Origin of the sequence: Rhizobium sp. BK316, assembly GCF_014193695.1 — a bacterium.
Lineage (GTDB): Bacteria > Pseudomonadota > Alphaproteobacteria > Rhizobiales > Rhizobiaceae > Rhizobium.
The window spans coordinates 1-18,460 of sequence record NZ_JACHZR010000011.1 but is presented as its reverse complement, the minus strand read 5'-3'; the positions used below and the strand labels follow the sequence as shown (position 1 = coordinate 18,460).

15 protein-coding genes, 1 tRNA gene and 1 pseudogene are annotated in these 18,460 nt (G+C 58.6%); 16 read left to right on the top strand and 1 reads right to left on the bottom strand.

Features of this window, described 5'->3' with window-relative positions:
* From FHT87_RS30890 to rpoC, 12 genes and pseudogenes are all read left to right on the top strand, one after another.
* Nucleotides 1–114: pseudogene (locus tag FHT87_RS30890) on the top strand (elongation factor Tu); the annotation flags it as partial.
* Between the two features lie 203 nt (nucleotides 115–317).
* Nucleotides 318–452, top strand: a complete 135-nt coding sequence (locus tag FHT87_RS31475; protein ID WP_281411246.1) for a hypothetical protein — start codon at nucleotides 318–320, stop codon at nucleotides 450–452.
* A 173-nt stretch (nucleotides 453–625) separates the two neighbouring features.
* Nucleotides 626–1,519, top strand: coding sequence for an NAD(P)-dependent oxidoreductase (locus FHT87_RS30885; protein ID WP_183806479.1), 894 nt, complete (start codon nucleotides 626–628; stop codon nucleotides 1,517–1,519).
* Between the two features lie 215 nt (nucleotides 1,520–1,734).
* Nucleotides 1,735–1,810: transfer RNA gene (locus FHT87_RS30880), tRNA-Trp, on the top strand.
* 191 nt (nucleotides 1,811–2,001) lie between these two features.
* The gene (secE, locus tag FHT87_RS30875; RefSeq protein WP_183730080.1) at nucleotides 2,002–2,202 is read left to right on the top strand and encodes a preprotein translocase subunit SecE; all 201 of its coding nucleotides are present in this window, start codon (nucleotides 2,002–2,004) and stop codon (nucleotides 2,200–2,202) included.
* A gap of 17 nt (nucleotides 2,203–2,219) precedes the next feature.
* Nucleotides 2,220–2,750: a transcription termination/antitermination protein NusG gene (nusG, locus tag FHT87_RS30870; protein WP_007817111.1), complete on the top strand. Its 531-nt coding sequence runs from the start codon at nucleotides 2,220–2,222 to the stop codon at nucleotides 2,748–2,750.
* Nucleotides 2,751–2,926: 176 nt separating this feature from the next.
* Nucleotides 2,927–3,358 (top strand): 50S ribosomal protein L11, encoded by a 432-nt coding sequence (gene rplK, locus FHT87_RS30865; RefSeq protein WP_112547865.1) that lies wholly within the window; start codon nucleotides 2,927–2,929, stop codon nucleotides 3,356–3,358.
* A gap of 4 nt (nucleotides 3,359–3,362) precedes the next feature.
* Nucleotides 3,363–4,067: a 50S ribosomal protein L1 gene (gene rplA / locus FHT87_RS30860; protein ID WP_183730077.1), complete on the top strand. Its 705-nt coding sequence runs from the start codon at nucleotides 3,363–3,365 to the stop codon at nucleotides 4,065–4,067.
* Nucleotides 4,068–4,395: 328 nt separating this feature from the next.
* Entirely contained in the window at nucleotides 4,396–4,914 is a 519-nt protein-coding gene (rplJ, locus tag FHT87_RS30855; RefSeq protein ID WP_183730074.1) for a 50S ribosomal protein L10, read from the top strand.
* Nucleotides 4,915–4,970: 56 nt separating this feature from the next.
* Entirely contained in the window at nucleotides 4,971–5,354 is a 384-nt protein-coding gene (gene rplL / locus FHT87_RS30850) for a 50S ribosomal protein L7/L12 (RefSeq protein ID WP_004669074.1), read from the top strand.
* 259 nt (nucleotides 5,355–5,613) lie between these two features.
* A complete protein-coding gene (rpoB, locus tag FHT87_RS30845) occupies nucleotides 5,614–9,753 on the top strand; it encodes a DNA-directed RNA polymerase subunit beta (RefSeq protein ID WP_183730071.1) in 4,140 nt (1,379 codons plus the stop codon).
* Nucleotides 9,754–9,944: 191 nt separating this feature from the next.
* Nucleotides 9,945–14,156, top strand: coding sequence for a DNA-directed RNA polymerase subunit beta' (gene rpoC, locus FHT87_RS30840; protein ID WP_183730069.1), 4,212 nt, complete (start codon nucleotides 9,945–9,947; stop codon nucleotides 14,154–14,156).
* Nucleotides 14,157–14,435: 279 nt separating this feature from the next.
* Here the strand turns inward: rpoC and FHT87_RS30835 are convergent, their stop codons facing one another.
* Nucleotides 14,436–14,729, bottom strand: a complete 294-nt coding sequence (locus FHT87_RS30835) for a transcriptional regulator (RefSeq protein ID WP_112547859.1) — start codon at nucleotides 14,727–14,729, stop codon at nucleotides 14,436–14,438.
* A gap of 495 nt (nucleotides 14,730–15,224) precedes the next feature.
* On the opposite strand from FHT87_RS30835, the gene rpsL reads away from it, so the two are divergent.
* From rpsL to FHT87_RS30815, 4 genes are all read left to right on the top strand, one after another.
* Entirely contained in the window at nucleotides 15,225–15,596 is a 372-nt protein-coding gene (rpsL, locus tag FHT87_RS30830; RefSeq protein ID WP_003547537.1) for a 30S ribosomal protein S12, read from the top strand.
* A 106-nt stretch (nucleotides 15,597–15,702) separates the two neighbouring features.
* The gene (gene rpsG / locus FHT87_RS30825) at nucleotides 15,703–16,173 is read left to right on the top strand and encodes a 30S ribosomal protein S7 (RefSeq protein WP_007817128.1); all 471 of its coding nucleotides are present in this window, start codon (nucleotides 15,703–15,705) and stop codon (nucleotides 16,171–16,173) included.
* A gap of 29 nt (nucleotides 16,174–16,202) precedes the next feature.
* Nucleotides 16,203–18,302, top strand: coding sequence for an elongation factor G (fusA, locus tag FHT87_RS30820; protein WP_183730066.1), 2,100 nt, complete (start codon nucleotides 16,203–16,205; stop codon nucleotides 18,300–18,302).
* A gap of 65 nt (nucleotides 18,303–18,367) precedes the next feature.
* On the top strand, nucleotides 18,368–18,460 hold a 93-nt coding region (locus FHT87_RS30815; RefSeq protein WP_018010120.1), incomplete at its 3' end, for a GTP-binding protein.

Sequence of the window (18,460 nt, the reverse complement as noted above, 5' to 3'; positions counted from 1 at the left end):
ACTGTTGACGTCGAGCTGATCGTTCCGATCGCGATGGAAGAAAAGCTTCGCTTCGCGATCCGCGAAGGCGGCCGCACCGTCGGTGCTGGCATCGTTGCTTCCATCGTCGAGTAATCCGGGACTATCCCCGAATAAGGAAAACCCCGCTGGAAACGGCGGGGTTTTTCGTTTCTGACGGGCGTCTGGCCGTCCATGAGATGTTGTAAAAATATCGTTAAAATTTCCAGACGCAGCACTTTATTCATCTCGCGTTCAGAAAGCGTTTTGCGATCCGGCTTTTTTGGTTCAGACTCCATCCTGTAGAAAGGAGAGCCACAATGATTCAAAAGGCCACCTTCGTTGCGACGATATTCGCAATGTATGTTTTCACAATGTTTTTCATCGCGGCAATTCCGCAAGAGGTCGTTCAGGCGGCCGGCGTGCAGCTGGATGAGGTAAGCGTCGTCAAGTGACGACCTTGCAGGATCGCCGGAAAATCCGGCGGTGATTGGAAATGACAGGGCAGGTGCTTCCGGTCGGAAGCTCCTGGCCGAAGCGGGTTTGAACCTGCTTGCGAGACGCTCGCTTGCTCTTCGCGCGGAAGAGTTTATCTATGCCTCCGATTTCATGATGCGGAGGATATTCCATGAAAAAGCGTGTTCTTTTCACCGGTGGTTCGGGCAAGGCCGGACGCCATGCCGTGCCGTGGCTCGTCAATGCAGGCTATGAGGTCCATAATGTCGATCTCGTGCCGCTGGAAAGCCCCGGTGTCACCAATCTCATTGCCGACATCACCGATAGCGGCCAGATGTTCAATGTGCTTTCCATGCACCGGGATTTTCCCGATCTGGAATCGGGCAAGGGTGTGCAGCCCTTCGATGCTGTCGTCCACTTCGCTGCGGTGCCGCGCGTCCTGATCAAGCCCGACAACGAGACCTTCCGCATCAACACGATGGGCACCTACAATGTCATCGAGGCGGCGGTGAAGCTCGGCATCAGGAAGATCATTGTCGCTTCGAGCGAGACCACCTATGGTGTCTGCTTCGCCGAAGGCCATCGCGACTTCCACCAGTTCCCGCTGGAGGAAGATTATGATGTCAACCCGATGGATTCCTACGGCCTTTCCAAGGTCCTGAACGAGAAGACGGCGCGCGCTTTTGCCGAACGTTCGGGTTTTGACATCTATGCGTTGCGAATCGGCAACGTCATCGAGCCGCATGAGTACGAGAAGTTCCCGACCTATTTCGCTAATCCGGAGATGCGCAAGCGCATCGCCTGGAGCTATATCGACGCGCGCGATCTCGGCCAGATCGTCCATCTCTGCATCGAGAAGGATGGACTGGGTTTCCAGGTCTTCAACGCTGCCAACAACACCGTCTCGGCCAACACGCCGTCGAAAGAGCTCGCCAAACGCTTCTTCCCGAATGTGCCTTTCACTCGCGAGATCGGTGAATATGAAGGCCTGCTTTCCAACCGGAAGATTCGCGAAGTGCTTGGCTTCAAGGAAGAGCACGACTGGCGCAAATACGTGAAAGTCTGAAATTCCGGTTAAGTGGACATCTCTGCCGGGCTCATTGCAGACTGAGTCCGGCGGCGGCATCAGCGGCTGCCGGCCGCTTCCCCGGGCTGTCTGCGGAGAATGGTTCTGAAAATCGAAAATCGCTCTTGCATATCCTGAGCCGCCGTCTTAAAGGGAGCGCCATGCTTCTCACCGGCTCAAGATTGCAAGGTCAACGGGCTGAATGCAAAGCGTAAAGGGGTATAGCTCAGTTGGTAGAGCGGCGGTCTCCAAAACCGCAGGTCGGGGGTTCGAGCCCCTCTGCCCCTGCCATTTTCCTTGAACGGACAGCGCGGACGTATCGCAGCGTTCCGGCGAGGATTGTTTATATGGCGACAAATTTCGTCAAACGTCGGTTTCCCTCTTGTGTATTCGGAGATCGATGTTTATTTAGGGTTCAACAGACACGCGGTGCGTGGGGCTGATAGTTTCAGCTTTACGCGCCGTAATTGCGTGGGCAGTCGATGGCATCCAAATCCAATCCATTCGCGTTTCTGCAGCAGGTCCGCACGGAAACGTCTAAAGTTACCTGGCCGTCGCGCCGCGAGACGATGATCTCGACGGTCATGGTGCTCGTTATGGTTGTTTTTGCTGCGCTGTTTTTCTTTGCCGCTGACCAGCTCATTGGCTGGGCGCTGAGCTTCGTGCTCAATACCGGCAACTGATACGGGTGGAGATGAAAATGGCGGCACGTTGGTACATCGTCCACGCATATTCTAATTTTGAAAAGAAGGTGGCTGAAGACATCGAGAACAAGGCTCGCCAGAAAGGGCTTGAGCATCTGTTCGAGAAGATCCTCGTGCCGACCGAAAAGGTGGTGGAAGTGCGTCGCGGCCGCAAGGTCGATTCCGAACGCAAGTTCTTCCCGGGCTATGTCATGGTTCGTGCCAACCTGACGGATGAAGCCTATCACCTGATTAAGAATACGCCGAAGGTCACGGGCTTCCTTGGTTCCGACAACAAGCCGGTTCCGATTCCGGATTCTGAAGCCGAGCGCATTCTCGGTCAGGTTCAGGAAGGTGTCGAGCGGCCGAAGGCCTCCGTCACGTTCGAGATCGGCGAGCAGGTTCGCGTTTCCGATGGTCCGTTCGCGTCGTTCAATGGCACGGTTCAGGACGTGGACGAAGAGCGTTCGCGCCTGAAGGTGGAAGTGTCGATCTTTGGCCGTGCCACCCCGGTCGAGCTGGAATACGCTCAGGTCGAGAAGGTCTGATTTTTAAGATTGGGGTTCGGTCGTTGGTGGCTGATCCTCGTGCGGCGAACGCCGCATCGCGTGGAAGGTGAGGGGTCTTAGCCGGACCTCAACGATCCGCACCACGCAACCGCAGCCGTCGGAGCGATCCGGCATCAAGGGTCGGGCGACCGGCCATCAGTGAAAGGCAGAGAGATATGGCTAAGAAAGTTGCAGGCCAGCTCAAGCTTCAGGTCAAGGCAGGATCGGCAAACCCGTCCCCGCCGATTGGTCCGGCGCTTGGTCAGCGTGGCATTAACATCATGGAATTCTGCAAGTCGTTCAATGCGGCTACGCAGGAAATGGAAAAGGGTATGCCGATCCCGGTTGTCATCACCTATTACCAGGACAAGTCCTTCACCTTCGTGATGAAGCAGCCTCCGGTCAGCTACTGGCTGAAGAAGGAAGCCAAGATCCAGTCCGGTTCCAAGACCCCGGGCAAGGGCGCAAAGGCTGGTACCCTCACCAAGGCTCAGATCAAGACGATCGCCGAAGCCAAGATGAAGGACCTGAACGCAGCAGATATCGAAGGTGCAATGGCGATGATCGAGGGCTCTGCCCGCGCCATGGGCCTGGAAGTGGTGGGTTAAGACCATGGCAGGCAAGCGCACTCAGAAGATCAACGAAGGTGTTGATCCGACCAAGCTCTACGCTCTGACGACCGCCATCGGCATGGTCAAGGAACGTGCCGTAGCAAAGTTCGATGAAACGATCGAAGTTTCGATGAACCTCGGTGTTGATCCGCGTCACGCAGACCAGATGGTTCGCGGCGTGGTCAATCTGCCGAACGGCACCGGCCGTACGGTTCGTGTCGCCGTTTTCGCTCGTGGCGTCAAGGCTGATGAAGCCAAGGCTGCCGGCGCAGACATCGTCGGCGCAGAAGAGCTCGTCGAAATCGTCCAGGGCGGCAAGATCGAATTCGATCGCTGCATCGCGACCCCGGACATGATGCCGCTCGTCGGTCGTCTCGGTAAGGTTCTCGGCCCGCGCGGCATGATGCCGAACCCGAAGGTCGGTACGGTTACGATGGATGTCGCTGGTGCCGTCAAGGCTTCCAAGGGCGGCGCTGTCGAGTTCCGCGTCGAAAAGGCTGGTATCGTTCACGCTGGCATCGGCAAGGCATCTTTCGATGCCAAGGCTCTGGAAGAAAACATCCGTGCCTTCGCTGACGCCGTCATCAAGGCGAAGCCGGCTGGCGCCAAGGGCAACTACGTCAAGCGCGTGGCGATCTCCTCGACCATGGGGCCGGGCGTCAAGATCGAAGTTGGCTCGGTCACCGCAGCGGTTACGGCTGCTTAAGTTTCATCGGGCTCCGGCCCGATTACAAGAATTCCGGCCTCGCAAGGGGCCGGGATATTCCGGAGAAATCCGGAATCCTGTCCGAGATTGCAGGTGGTTTTCCCTTAATCACTTTGCCTGCATGAGACGGGTAAGACCCGAATTGCATGAAGTTCTACTTCTAGGAAATCGGTTCGAGCCTTGGATGCCTTGTGCCTCCTTTGCCTTTACTGGCGCGGAGCGCGAGGGGACAGGATCCTCAAGCGTCGCTTGGGATCGCTTCTGATCCCAGGAGGCAAAGGCAACCCGGTGGGTCCGTTCAAACGGTCCCGCCAACTGGAGATAGGCAGTGGAAAGAGCGGAAAAGCGCGAATTCGTCACGGAACTGAACGATGTCTTCAAGGCATCGGGCTCGGTTGTCGTGGCCCACTATGCTGGTGCTACAGTCGCACAGATGAACGATTTTCGTTCGAAGATGCGCGCTGCTGGCGGCACCGTCAAAGTCGCGAAGAACCGCCTGGCCAAAATTGCCCTTCAGGGTACGGAAGCGGAAGGGATTTCCAATCTCTTCAAGGGTCAGACCCTCATTGCCTACAGCAATGATCCGATCACCGCTCCGAAGGTCGTCATGGATTTCGCCAAGACCAACGACAAGATCGTGGTTCTCGGCGGCGCCATGGGCACGACAACGCTGAACGCCGAAGGTGTCAAGTCGCTTGCGACCCTGCCTTCGCTGGACGAACTGCGTGCGAAGCTGCTGGGCATGATCCAGACTCCGGCTACCCGCATCGCAGGCGTTGTTGCAGCACCGGCAAGCCAGCTTGCTCGCGTGTTCTCGGCCTACGCCAAGAAGGACGAAGCCGCTTAAGGCGGTTTTTCGCTGTACAAACTCAACAGTTCGAACCGAACAAAAGGAACTAGAAAATGGCTGATCTCGCAAAGATCGTTGAAGACCTCTCCTCGCTGACCGTCCTGGAAGCCGCTGAGCTTTCCAAGCTGCTCGAAGAAAAGTGGGGCGTTTCCGCCGCTGCTCCGGTAGCTGTTGCTGCCGTTGCTGGTGGTGCAGGCGGTGCAGCTGCTCCGGCTGAAGAAGAAAAGACCGAGTTCGACGTCATCCTCACGGATGCCGGCGCCAACAAGATCAACGTCATCAAGGAAGTCCGCGCCATCACCGGCCTCGGCCTCAAGGAAGCCAAGGACCTCGTCGAAGGCGCTCCGAAGGCTGTCAAGGAAGGCGTTTCCAAGGCTGAAGCCGCTGACATCAAGAAGAAGCTTGAAGACGCTGGCGCAAAGGCCGACGTCAAGTAATCTTGAACTGCATTTGGGAGGCGGTATTTACGGCCTCCCATTTGCCGTTTTTCTGAACGAATTACCCAAAAGCCGCGTGAAAACGGCTTTTGGGTAATGGGTTCTTCAAGAGCATGGTCTCGAACCGAGGCGCCAAGGCAATCCGGCCTGGTTGTTTCGGGAGGTGGGACGAGGTTGAACTACTCATTGGTTGACGGGATCGACTGGCCATCGGTTCCCGTCCGTTGCAGGCCCGGATGCAATTTTTGAAGGAGCGACGATGGCTCAGACCCTTTCGTTCAATGGTCGTAGGCGCGTACGCAAGTTTTTTGGTAAAATCCCCGAAGTCGCAGAAATGCCGAACCTCATCGAGGTTCAGAAGGCATCCTACGACCAGTTTCTGATGGTTGAAGAGCCCAAGGGCGGTCGTCCCGACGAAGGCCTCCAGGCTGTCTTCAAGTCCGTTTTCCCGATCACCGATTTCTCCGGCGCTTCCATGCTGGAGTTCGTGTCCTATGAATTCGAACCGCCGAAGTTCGACGTCGACGAATGCCGCCAGCGCGACCTGACCTATGCCGCGCCGCTGAAGGTTACTCTCCGTCTCATCGTGTTCGATATCGACGAGGATACCGGCGCGAAGTCGATCAAGGACATCAAGGAACAGTCCGTCTACATGGGCGACATGCCGCTCATGACGAACAACGGTACGTTCATCGTCAACGGCACCGAGCGTGTGATCGTGTCCCAGATGCACCGTTCGCCGGGCGTCTTCTTCGATCACGACAAGGGCAAGAGCCATTCTTCCGGCAAGCTGCTCTTTGCTGCGCGCGTGATCCCTTATCGCGGTTCCTGGCTCGATATCGAATTCGACGCCAAGGACATCGTCTACGCCCGTATCGACCGCCGCCGCAAGATTCCGGTGACGTCGCTGCTGATGGCCCTCGGCATGGACGGCGAGGAAATCCTCGACACCTTCTACACGAAGTCGCTCTACAAGCGCGACGGTGAAGGCTGGCGCATTCCCTTCAAGCCGGAGACGCTGAAGGGTGCTAAGGCGATCACCGAGATGGTCGACGCCGATACCGGCGAAGTCGTTGTGGAAGCCGGCAAGAAGCTGACCCCGCGTCTGCTCCGCCAGCTCTCCGACAAGGGCCTGAAGGCCCTCAAGGCGACCGATGACGATCTCTACGGCAACTACCTTGCCGAAGATATCGTCAACTACTCGACGGGTGAGATCTATCTCGAAGCCGGCGACGAGATCGACGAGAAGACACTGGGTGTCATCCTCGCCAATCACTTTGACGAAATCCCTGTTCTTGGCATCGACCACATCAATGTCGGCGCCTACATCCGCAACACGCTGACGGCAGACAAGAACGAGAACCGCCAGGACGCTCTGTTCGACATCTATCGCGTCATGCGTCCGGGTGAACCGCCGACCATGGAATCGGCCGAAGCCATGTTCAACTCGCTGTTCTTCGATGCGGAGCGTTACGACCTCTCCGCCGTTGGCCGCGTCAAGATGAACATGCGTCTCGACTTGAGCGTCGAAGACACCGTCCGCATCCTGCGCAAGGATGACATCCTGGCCGTGGTCAAGATGCTCGTCGAACTGCGCGACGGCAAGGGCGAGATCGACGACATCGACAACCTCGGCAACCGTCGTGTCCGTTCGGTCGGCGAACTGATGGAGAACCAGTACCGTCTCGGCCTGCTCCGCATGGAGCGCGCGATCAAGGAACGCATGTCCTCGATCGAAATCGACACGGTCATGCCGCAGGATCTGATCAACGCCAAGCCGGCTGCCGCAGCCGTGCGCGAATTCTTCGGTTCCTCGCAGCTCTCGCAGTTCATGGACCAGGTGAACCCGCTCTCGGAAATCACCCACAAGCGCCGTCTCTCGGCTCTTGGTCCGGGTGGTCTGACCCGCGAGCGCGCCGGCTTCGAAGTCCGCGACGTTCATCCGACCCATTACGGCCGCATCTGCCCGATCGAAACGCCGGAAGGCCCGAACATCGGTCTTATCAACTCGCTGGCGACCTTCGCACGCGTCAACAAGTACGGCTTCATCGAAAGCCCGTACCGCCGCATCGTCGATGGCAAGGTGACCAATGACGTGCTTTACCTCTCCGCCATGGAAGAGGCGAAGTACTACGTTGCCCAGGCCAACGCCGAACTGGCTTCGGACGGCTCCTTCGTCGACGAATTCGTCGTCTGCCGCCACGCTGGCGAAGTTATGCTCGCCCCGCGCGACAGCATGAACCTGATGGACGTCTCGCCGAAGCAGGTCGTTTCGGTCGCAGCCGCTCTCATCCCGTTCCTGGAAAACGACGACGCCAACCGCGCTCTCATGGGCTCGAACATGCAGCGTCAGGCCGTTCCGCTGCTGCGCGCTGAAGCGCCGTTCGTCGGTACCGGCATGGAACCGGTCGTCGCCCGCGACTCCGGTGCTGCCATCGGTGCACGCCGCGGTGGTGTGGTCGACCAGGTCGACGCGACGCGTATCGTTATCCGCGCCACGGAAGATCTCGAAGCCGGCAAGTCCGGCGTCGATATCTACCGCCTGCAGAAGTTCCAGCGTTCGAACCAGAACACCTGCGTCAACCAGCGTCCGCTGGTCACCGTCGGTGACGTGGTCAACCGCGGCGACATTCTCGCCGACGGCCCGTCGACGGATCTCGGCGATCTGGCTCTCGGCCGCAACGCGCTCGTCGCGTTCATGCCCTGGAACGGCTACAACTACGAAGACTCGATCCTGATGTCGGAACGGATCGTTGCCGATGACGTGTTCACTTCCATCCACATCGAAGAATTCGAAGTGATGGCTCGTGACACCAAGCTTGGTCCGGAAGAAATCACGCGCGACATCCCGAACGTTTCGGAAGAAGCGCTGAAGAACCTCGACGAAGCCGGTATCGTCTATATTGGTGCCGAAGTTCAGCCGGGCGATATCCTCGTTGGCAAGATCACGCCGAAGGGCGAAAGCCCGATGACGCCGGAAGAAAAGCTCTTGCGCGCCATTTTCGGTGAAAAGGCATCCGACGTACGCGACACGTCCATGCGCATGCCGCCCGGCACCTACGGCACGATCGTCGAAGTGCGCGTCTTCAACCGCCACGGCGTTGAAAAGGACGAGCGCGCGATGGCAATCGAGCGCGAAGAGATCGAGCGTCTTGCAAAGGACCGCGACGACGAACAGGCGATCCTCGACCGTAACGTCTACGGCCGTCTGATCGACATGCTGCGCGGCCAGTCCTCCATTGCCGGCCCGAAGGGCTTCAAGAAGGGCACCGAGCTGTCGAACGCCGTCGTTTCCGAATATCCCCGCTCGCAGTGGTGGATGTTCGCCGTCGAAGACGAAAAGGTCCAGAGCGAGCTCGAAGCACTCCGCGGCCAGTACGACGAATCCAAGTCGCGCCTCGAACAGCGCTTCATGGACAAGGTCGAAAAGGTCCAGCGCGGCGACGAAATGCCTCCGGGCGTCATGAAGATGGTCAAGGTCTTCGTCGCTGTTAAGCGCAAGATCCAGCCGGGCGACAAGATGGCCGGCCGTCACGGTAACAAGGGTGTCGTATCGCGCATCGTTCCGGTCGAAGATATGCCGTTCCTGGAAGACGGTACGCATGTCGATATCTGCTTGAACCCGCTCGGCGTGCCTTCGCGCATGAACGTCGGCCAGATCCTCGAGACCCATCTTGCCTGGGCTTGCGCAGGCATGGGCAAGAAGATCGGCGAGTTGCTCGAAGAGTATCGCAAGACCATGGACATCACCGACCTGAAGCGCGAGCTGACGGACGTGTATGCTTCCCAAGCCAAGGACGAAGTCGCCAACTTCGACGACGCCTCGCTCGTCAAGCTGGCTGAACAGTCCCGCAAGGGCGTCTCCATCGCAACGCCGGTCTTCGACGGTGCGCATGAGCCCGACGTTGCCTCGATGCTGAAGAAGGCAGGTCTGCACGAGTCCGGTCAGTCGGTTCTGTACGATGGCCGTACCGGCGAGCCCTTCGACCGCAAGGTCACCGTTGGCTACATGTACATGATCAAGCTGAACCACCTTGTCGACGACAAGATCCACGCTCGTTCGATCGGCCCGTACTCGCTCGTTACCCAGCAGCCGCTGGGCGGCAAGGCGCAGTTCGGTGGCCAACGCTTCGGCGAAATGGAAGTCTGGGCGCTTGAAGCCTACGGCGCAGCCTACACGCTGCAGGAAATGTTGACGGTGAAGTCGGACGACGTGGCCGGCCGCACCAAGGTCTACGAAGCGATCGTCCGTGGCGACGACACCTTCGAGGCCGGTATTCCGGAAAGCTTCAACGTTCTCGTCAAGGAAATGCGCTCGCTGGGTCTCTCGGTCGAGCTCGAAAATTCCAAGGTCGAGGATCTGCAGGCTGCAGGCCAGCTGCCGGACGCTGCCGAATAACCACTTGATAGGGTGTGCGCTCTTCGAAGGGGCGCACACCGTTCCCGCCATGGCCCCGTAATGTGTCGGTCGGGCAGGGACGCTTTCGCCGCATTCTGCGGTTATTGTCGTTTAAGCGATGGCGCGGCTCCCGGGAATTGGCCGCCAACCCTCGCAAGATAAGGGCGCTTTCGCCCATGAAGGAGACAGGCATGAACCAAGAGGTCATGAATCTTTTCAATCCGCAGGTGCCTGCACAGAACTTCGATTCCATCCGGATTTCGATCGCCTCTCCGGAGAAGATTCTTTCCTGGTCCTACGGCGAGATCAAGAAGCCGGAAACCATCAACTACCGCACGTTCAAGCCGGAACGCGACGGTCTCTTCTGCGCGCGCATCTTCGGACCGATCAAGGACTACGAGTGCTTGTGCGGCAAGTACAAGCGCATGAAGTACAAGGGCATCATCTGCGAAAAGTGCGGCGTCGAAGTCACGCTGTCGCGCGTTCGCCGTGAGCGCATGGGCCATATCGAGCTCGCCGCTCCCGTCGCCCACATCTGGTTCCTGAAGTCGCTGCCGTCACGTATTTCCACGCTGCTCGACATGACGCTGAAGGATGTCGAGCGCGTCCTCTACTTCGAACACTACATCGTCACCGAGCCGGGTCTCACCGCGCTCAAGGAGCACCAGCTCCTGACGGAAGAAGAATACATGCTCGCCGTCGACGAATATGGTGAAGACCAGTTCACGGCCATGATCGGTGCGGAAGCCATCTACGAGATGCTGGCATCGATGAATCTCGAAAAGATCGCTGGCGATCTGCGCTCCGAGCTTGCCGACACCACGTCGGATCTCAAGCAGAAGAAGCTGATGAAGCGCCTGAAGATCGTCGAGAACTTCATGGAGTCAGGCAATCGTCCGGAATGGATGATCATGAAGGTCGTTCCGGTGATCCCGCCGGATCTGCGCCCGCTCGTTCCGCTGGACGGCGGTCGTTTCGCGACGTCGGATCTGAACGATCTCTATCGCCGTGTCATCAACCGTAACAACCGTCTGAAGCGTCTCATCGAACTGCGCGCACCGGGCATCATCATCCGCAACGAAAAGCGCATGCTGCAGGAATCTGTCGATGCGCTCTTCGACAACGGCCGCCGTGGCCGCGTCATCACCGGCGCCAACAAGCGTCCGCTGAAGTCGCTGTCCGACATGCTCAAGGGCAAGCAGGGCCGCTTCCGTCAGAACCTGCTCGGCAAGCGCGTCGACTATTCCGGCCGTTCGGTCATCGTGACCGGTCCGGAACTGAAGCTGCATCAGTGCGGTCTTCCGAAGAAGATGGCGCTTGAGCTCTTCAAGCCGTTCATCTACGCCCGCCTCGACGCCAAGGGTTACTCCTCGACCGTCAAGCAGGCCAAGAAGCTGGTTGAAAAGGAAAAGCCGGAAGTTTGGGATATCCTCGATGAGGTCATCCGCGAGCATCCGGTTCTCTTGAACCGCGCGCCGACGCTGCACCGCCTGGGCATCCAGGCCTTCGAACCCATCCTGGTCGAAGGCAAGGCGATCCAGTTGCATCCGCTCGTCTGCACGGCCTTCAACGCCGACTTCGACGGTGACCAGATGGCCGTTCACGTGCCGCTGTCGCTCGAAGCCCAGCTCGAAGCCCGCGTTCTGATGATGTCGACCAACAACATCCTGCACCCGGCAAACGGCGCACCGATCATCGTTCCGTCGCAGGACATGGTTCTCGGCCTCTACTACCTCTCGATCGTGAACCAGAACGAGCCGGGCGAAGGCATGGCCTTCTCCGATCTCGGCGAGCTGCATCACGCGCTCGAAAACAAGGTCGTCACGCTGCACACCAAGATCCGCGGCCGCTTCAAGTCGATCGGCGAAGACGGCAAGCCGTACTCGAAGATCTATGAGACGACGCCGGGCCGCCTGCTCATTGGTGAGCTCCTGCCGAAAAACGGCAAGGTGACCTTCGACATCTGCAACCAGGAAATGACCAAGAAGAACATCTCCAGGATGATCGACGCGGTCTACCGTCACTGCGGCCAGAAGGACACGGTCATCTTCTGCGACCGCATCATGCAACTCGGCTTCACCCACGCCTGCCGCGCCGGCATTTCGTTCGGCAAGGACGACATGGTCATTCCGGAATCCAAGGCGAAGATCGTTGCCGACACCGAAAACCTGGTGAAGGAATACGAGCAGCAGTACAACGACGGTCTGATCACTCAGGGCGAAAAGTACAACAAGGTCGTTGACGCGTGGGGTAAGGCCACGGAGAAGGTCGCCGAAGATATGATGGCCCGCATTAAGGCTGTCGAGTTCGACGATAAGACTGGTCGCCAGAAGCCGATGAACGCCATCTACATGATGTCGCACTCGGGTGCCCGTGGTTCTCCGAACCAGATGCGTCAGCTCGGCGGTATGCGCGGCCTCATGGCCAAGCCGTCAGGTGAAATCATCGAGACGCCGATCATCTCGAACTTCAAGGAAGGCCTGACGGTCAACGAGTACTTCAACTCGACGCACGGCGCCCGCAAGGGTCTGGCAGACACCGCCCTGAAGACTGCGAACTCCGGTTACCTGACTCGCCGTCTCGTCGACGTCGCGCAGGACTGCATCGTCACGCACGTCGATTGCGGTACCGAAACCGGCCTCACTATGACCGCCATCGTCGATGCCGGTCAGGTCGTTGCTTCGCTCGGCGCCCGCATCCTCGGCCGTACGGCCCTCGACAACATCGACCACCCGGTTACCGGCGAGCGTATCGTCGATGCCGGCAAGATGATCCTTGAGCCCGATGTCACCGAGATCGAGAAGGCTGGTATCCAGTCGATCCGCATTCGCTCGGCACTGACCTGCGAAATCCAGACGGGCGTCTGCTCGGTCTGCTACGGCCGCGACCTCGCGCGCGGTACGCCGGTCAACATGGGCGAAGCCGTCGGCGTTATCGCGGCTCAGTCGATCGGCGAGCCGGGCACGCAGCTCACCATGCGTACCTTCCACCTTGGTGGCACGGCAACGGTGGTCGACCAGTCGTTCCTGGAAGCCTCGTATGAAGGTACGGTGCAGATCAAGAACCGTAACATCCTGCGCAACTCCGATGGCAACCTCGTTGCCATGGGCCGCAACATGACCGTCCAGATCCTGGACGAGCGTGGCGTGGAGCGTTCCTCGCAGCGTGTTGCCTATGGTTCGAAGCTGCATGTCGACGAAGGCGACAAGGTTAAGCGCGGTCAGCGTCTGGCGGAGTGGGACCCCTACACCCGTCCGATGATGACGGAAGTAGCCGGTACGGTTCAGTTCGAAGATGTCGTCGACGGCCTCTCCGTTCTCGAAGCGACCGACGAATCCACCGGTATCACCAAGCGTCAGGTTATCGACTGGCGTTCGACCCCGCGCGGTTCGGATCTGAAGCCGGCCATCGTCATCAAGGATGCAAGCGGCAATGTCGCGAAGCTCTCCCGCGGTGGCGAAGCCCGCTTCCTGCTCTCGGTCGACGCGATCCTATCCGTCGAGCCGGGCCAGAAGGTCTCCCAGGGTGACGTTCTTGCCCGTTCGCCGCTGGAAAGCGCCAAGACCAAGGACATCACCGGTGGTCTGCCGCGCGTTGCAGAATTGTTCGAGGCTCGTCGTCCGAAGGACCACGCCATCATCGCAGAGATCGATGGTACGATCCGCCTCGGCCGCGACTACAAGAACAAGCGTCGCGTCATCATCGAGCCGGCAGAAGACGGTGTCGAGCCTGTCGAATACCTGATCCCGAAGGGCAAGCCCTTCCACCTTCAGGAGGGCGACTATATCGAAAAGGGTGATTACATCCTCGACGGTAACCCGGCTCCGCACGACATCCTGGCGATCAAGGGCGTGGAAGCCTTGGCTTCCTACCTCGTCAACGAAATCCAGGAAGTCTATCGTCTGCAGGGCGTTGTCATCAACGACAAGCACATCGAGGTGATTGTCCGTCAGATGCTGCAGAAGGTGGAGATCACCGATGCAGGCGACTCCACCTACATCGTCGGCGACAATGTCGACCGTATCGAGCTGGAAGACGTCAACGACCAGCTCATCGAGGAAGGCAAGAAGCCTGCCAGTGGCGATCCCGTTCTGCTCGGCATCACCAAGGCATCGCTGCAGACCCCGTCCTTCATCTCGGCCGCTTCCTTCCAGGAAACGACCAAGGTGCTGACGGAAGCCGCGATTGCCGGCAAGACCGATGGCCTGCAGGGTCTGAAGGAAAACGTCATCGTCGGCCGTCTGATCCCGGCCGGTACCGGTGGCACCATGACCCAGATCCGCCGCATCGCGACGGCTCGCGACGACCTGATCCTGGAAGAGCGCCGCAAGGGCTCCGGGGCAGCGGCTGCAACGCCGATGCTGCAGGACCTGGCGAACGAAAGCGCGCCGGCCGCCGAATAACAGGCAGTCCAGAGTTTAAAAATTCAAGGCCGCCCGGAGAAATCCGGGCGGTTTTTCTTTGTCCGGAAATATCTGGATACCTCATTCCAAGCGGAAAACGATAAAGCCGCCGGCTTGCCGGCGGCTTTGCGATGAATGTCGAATTTGCTGGGGGCCGTTGGCGACGGTATCGCGATAACACGCTGCAGGTTCGCCGCCCTCATATATCGGCCAAAATGGAAAGGCGAGGGCGGGGGATCAGGCCCGCGCGGCGCGCAGGCCCGTTCTTTGTCTATAGGCTCAGCTGAAACGGATGATCGAGACTTCGCCGTCCAGTGCACCCTGATAGGCGGAGGCGTGCGGTTCTTCGGAGGGCACTTCGGTCAACATGCCGATCTGGTCGAGATCGGCCTCGATGAAGCCCTCCTCGGCAAGTGCGTTCAAGGCTTCCCGCACGGCGCTGTCATCGTCGGCAGCCTTCAGCATGACGTGCAGGTCCACGCCCTCGCTTGTATCGGATTCATAGCCCTTGCCGATGATGATGAAGATCATCGGTCCGTCGAAATTGTTGTCGTTGTCCGGTGTCCCGATCATTTTTTTGTCCTTCGGCTCTCTAAGAATCGCAATATGCAGGTCCCATATAAGGGCTTGATGTCTGCAAATACTGATTCCTATCTGTTTTTGCTGCAATGCCCAAGTTTATCTTGCCGGGTATCTTTAACCGGCTTAAAGAGCCTGTAAACAGCGTGTTCTCAGGGCATTTGAAGCTGCCGGGGCGGAGATTATTTCTTAACCGGCCTTGACGAGCAGGGCGGAAACCAGTAGTACGCCCGCCATCGGATCCCATGTGAGGTTTGGCTGTTCGGGGCGACGCGCCCTGAAGAACGCCTCAAACAAGGTTCTAAACGCACGTTGAAGTCATGATGCTGCACGCATGACGCACCTTTTTGCGTCCTCTGCTCTATGTGGTCCATCTGCGGAAGCGGATCGGGCCATATTTTGCGCATTGAGGGAAATATGTGTGGCAATGCCGGAAACGGCGAAGTTCGAGCCCGCAAGGGTACTGAGACAAACGTAAGGGATGGTTGAATGCCTACCGTAAACCAGCTGATCCGCAAGCCTCGCCAGGCGAACGTAAAGCGTAACAAGGTTCCCGCTCTTCAGGAGAACCCGCAGAAGCGCGGTGTTTGCACCCGCGTTTACACGACGACGCCGAAGAAGCCGAACTCGGCTCTGCGTAAGGTCGCAAAGATCCGCCTCACCAACGGCTTCGAAGTCATTGGTTACATTCCCGGTGAAGGTCACAACCTTCAGGAACACTCCGTCGTCATGATCCGTGGCGGCCGCGTCAAGGACCTTCCGGGTGTTCGCTACCACATCATCCGCGGCGTTCTCGATACCCAGGGTGTCAAGAACCGCAAGCAGCGCCGTTCCAAGTACGGTGCGAAGCGTCCGAAGTAATTTCGCCCCGGGCGATACCGCCCGGAAAGGCTTGAAAGTGAGATTCCGGCGCTGCGCGAGGTCCTCCGCGTGGTGAAGCGCCTTAACAGTTAAAGAGACGAGAAGTATGTCCAGACGCCATAAAGCAGAAAAGCGCGAGATCAATCCGGACCCGAAGTTCGGTGACCTCGTTGTCACGAAGTTCATGAATGCCATCATGCTGGACGGCAAGAAGTCCGTCGCCGAAAGCATCGTGTACGGCGCGTTTGACTCCGTGCAGGGCAAGTCGAAGCAGGAACCGCTCACGGTTTTCCATTCCGCGCTCGACAACATCGCTCCGCACGTTGAAGTCCGCTCGCGCCGCGTCGGTGGTGCGACCTACCAGGTTCCGGTCGATGTCCGTCCGGAGCGCCGCCAGGCTCTTGCCATCCGCTGGTTGATTGCTGCTGCGCGCAAGCGCAACGAAACCACCATGATCGATCGTCTTTCGGGCGAACTTCTCGACGCATCCAACAACCGCGGTTCCGCGGTCAAGAAGCGCGAAGACACGCACAAGATGGCTGATGCCAACCGCGCGTTCTCGCATTATCGCTGGTAATCCCGAACGATATCGAAAGGCAGTCCATAATGGCTCGCGAATATAAGATCGAAGACTACCGCAATTTCGGTATCATGGCGCACATCGACGCCGGCAAGACCACGACGACCGAGCGTATCCTTTATTACACCGGCAAGTCGCACAAGATCGGTGAAGTCCACGATGGCGCAGCCACGATGGACTGGATGGAGCAGGAACAGGAACGCGGCATCACGATCACGTCCGCTGCCACCACGACCTTCTGGAAGGGCCGTGACGGCAAGATGCGCCGCTTCAACATCATCGACACCCCCGGCCACGTCGACTTCACCATCGAAGTCGAGCGTTCGCTGCGCGTTCTCGACGGTGCCATTGCGCTGCTCGACGCCAACGCTGGTGTTGAGCCGCAGACCGAAACCGTCTGGCGTCAGGCTGAGAAGTATCATGTTCCGCGCATGATCTTCTGCAACAAGATGGACAAGACCGGTGCGGATTTCTACCGCTCCGTCGAGATGATCAAGACCCGTCTCGGTGCGATCGCCGTCGTCATGCAGCTGCCGATCGGCGCTGAAAGCGACTTCAAGGGCGTGATCGACCTCGTCGAGATGAACGCTCTGATCTGGCGCGATGAATCTCTCGGCGCCCAGTGGGATGTCGTCGAGATCCCGGAAGATATGAAGGCCAAGGCTGAAGAATATCGCGAAAAGCTGATCGAGACGGTTGTCGAGATCGATGAAGCTGCGATGGAAGCCTACCTCGAAGGCGTCATGCCCGACAACGACAAGATCCGCGAACTTGTTCGCCGCGGTACGATCGACGTCAAGTTCCATCCGATGTTCTGCGGCACGGCCTTCAAGAACAAGGGCGTGCAGCCGCTGCTCGACGCCGTTGTCGACTACCTGCCGTCGCCGCTCGACATTCCCGCGATCAAGGGCATCGACTTCAAGACCGAAGCCGAAATCGAGCGTCATGCAGACGACGCCGAGCCGTTGTCCATGCTCGCGTTCAAGATCATGAACGACCCCTTCGTCGGTTCGCTCACCTTCGCCCGTATCTACTCCGGCAAGCTCGAAAAGGGTTCGTCGGTCATGAACACGGTCAAGGACAAGCGCGAGCGCGTGGGGCGCATGCTGCAGATGCACTCCAACTCGCGTGAAGATATCGAAGAAGCCTTTGCCGGCGACATCGTTGCTCTCGCAGGTCTCAAGGAAACCACCACGGGTGACACGCTCTGCGACCCGCTGAAGCCGGTTATCCTCGAGCGCATGGAGTTCCCGGAGCCGGTCATCCAGATCGCTATCGAGCCGAAGTCCAAGGGTGACCAGGAAAAGATGGGCCTCGCGCTCAACCGCCTGGCAGCCGAAGATCCGTCCTTCCGTGTGAAGACGGACCAGGAATCCGGTCAGACGATCATCGCCGGCATGGGCGAACTGCATCTCGACATCATCGTCGACCGCATGCGCCGTGAGTTCAAGGTCGAAGCAAACGTCGGCGCGCCGCAGGTTGCTTACCGCGAAACCATCACGCGCCAGCACGAAGAAGACTACACGCACAAGAAGCAGTCCGGTGGTACCGGCCAGTTCGCACGCGTCAAGATCGTCTTCGAACCGAACCCGGATGGCGACGACTTCAAGTTCGAATCCAAGATCGTCGGCGGTGCTGTTCCGAAGGAATACATCCCGGGCGTTCAGAAGGGTATCGAAAGCGTTCTGTCTTCCGGTCCGCTGGCTGGCTTCCCGATGCTGGGCGTCAAGGCGACGCTCATCGACGGCGCCTTCCACGACGTCGACTCCTCGGTTCTGGCATTCGAAATTGCTTCCCGCGCTTGCTTCCGTGAAGCGGCAAAGAAGGCTGGAGCTCAGCTTCTCGAGCCGATGATGAAGGTCGAAGTCGTTACCCCGGAAGACTATGTTGGTGACGTCATCGGCGACCTGAACTCCCGCCGTGGTCAGATCCAGGGTCAGGAAAGCCGTGGTGTCGCCGTTGTCATCAACGCCAACGTCCCGCTGGCCAACATGTTCAAGTATGTCGACAACCTGCGCTCCATGTCGCAGGGCCGTGCTCAGTACACGATGACCTTCGATCACTACGCGCCGGTCCCGTCGAACGTCGCAACCGAAATCCAGGCAAAGTATTCCGGTCAGAAGTGACCGGAATACCAATTGACCGATAACAAGAATTAGCGCCCCTCGGGCCAAAGAATGGAGAGCCGAAAATGGCAAAGAGTAAGTTTGAGCGCAACAAGCCGCACGTCAACATTGGCACGATCGGCCACGTTGACCACGGCAAGACGTCTCTGACGGCAGCG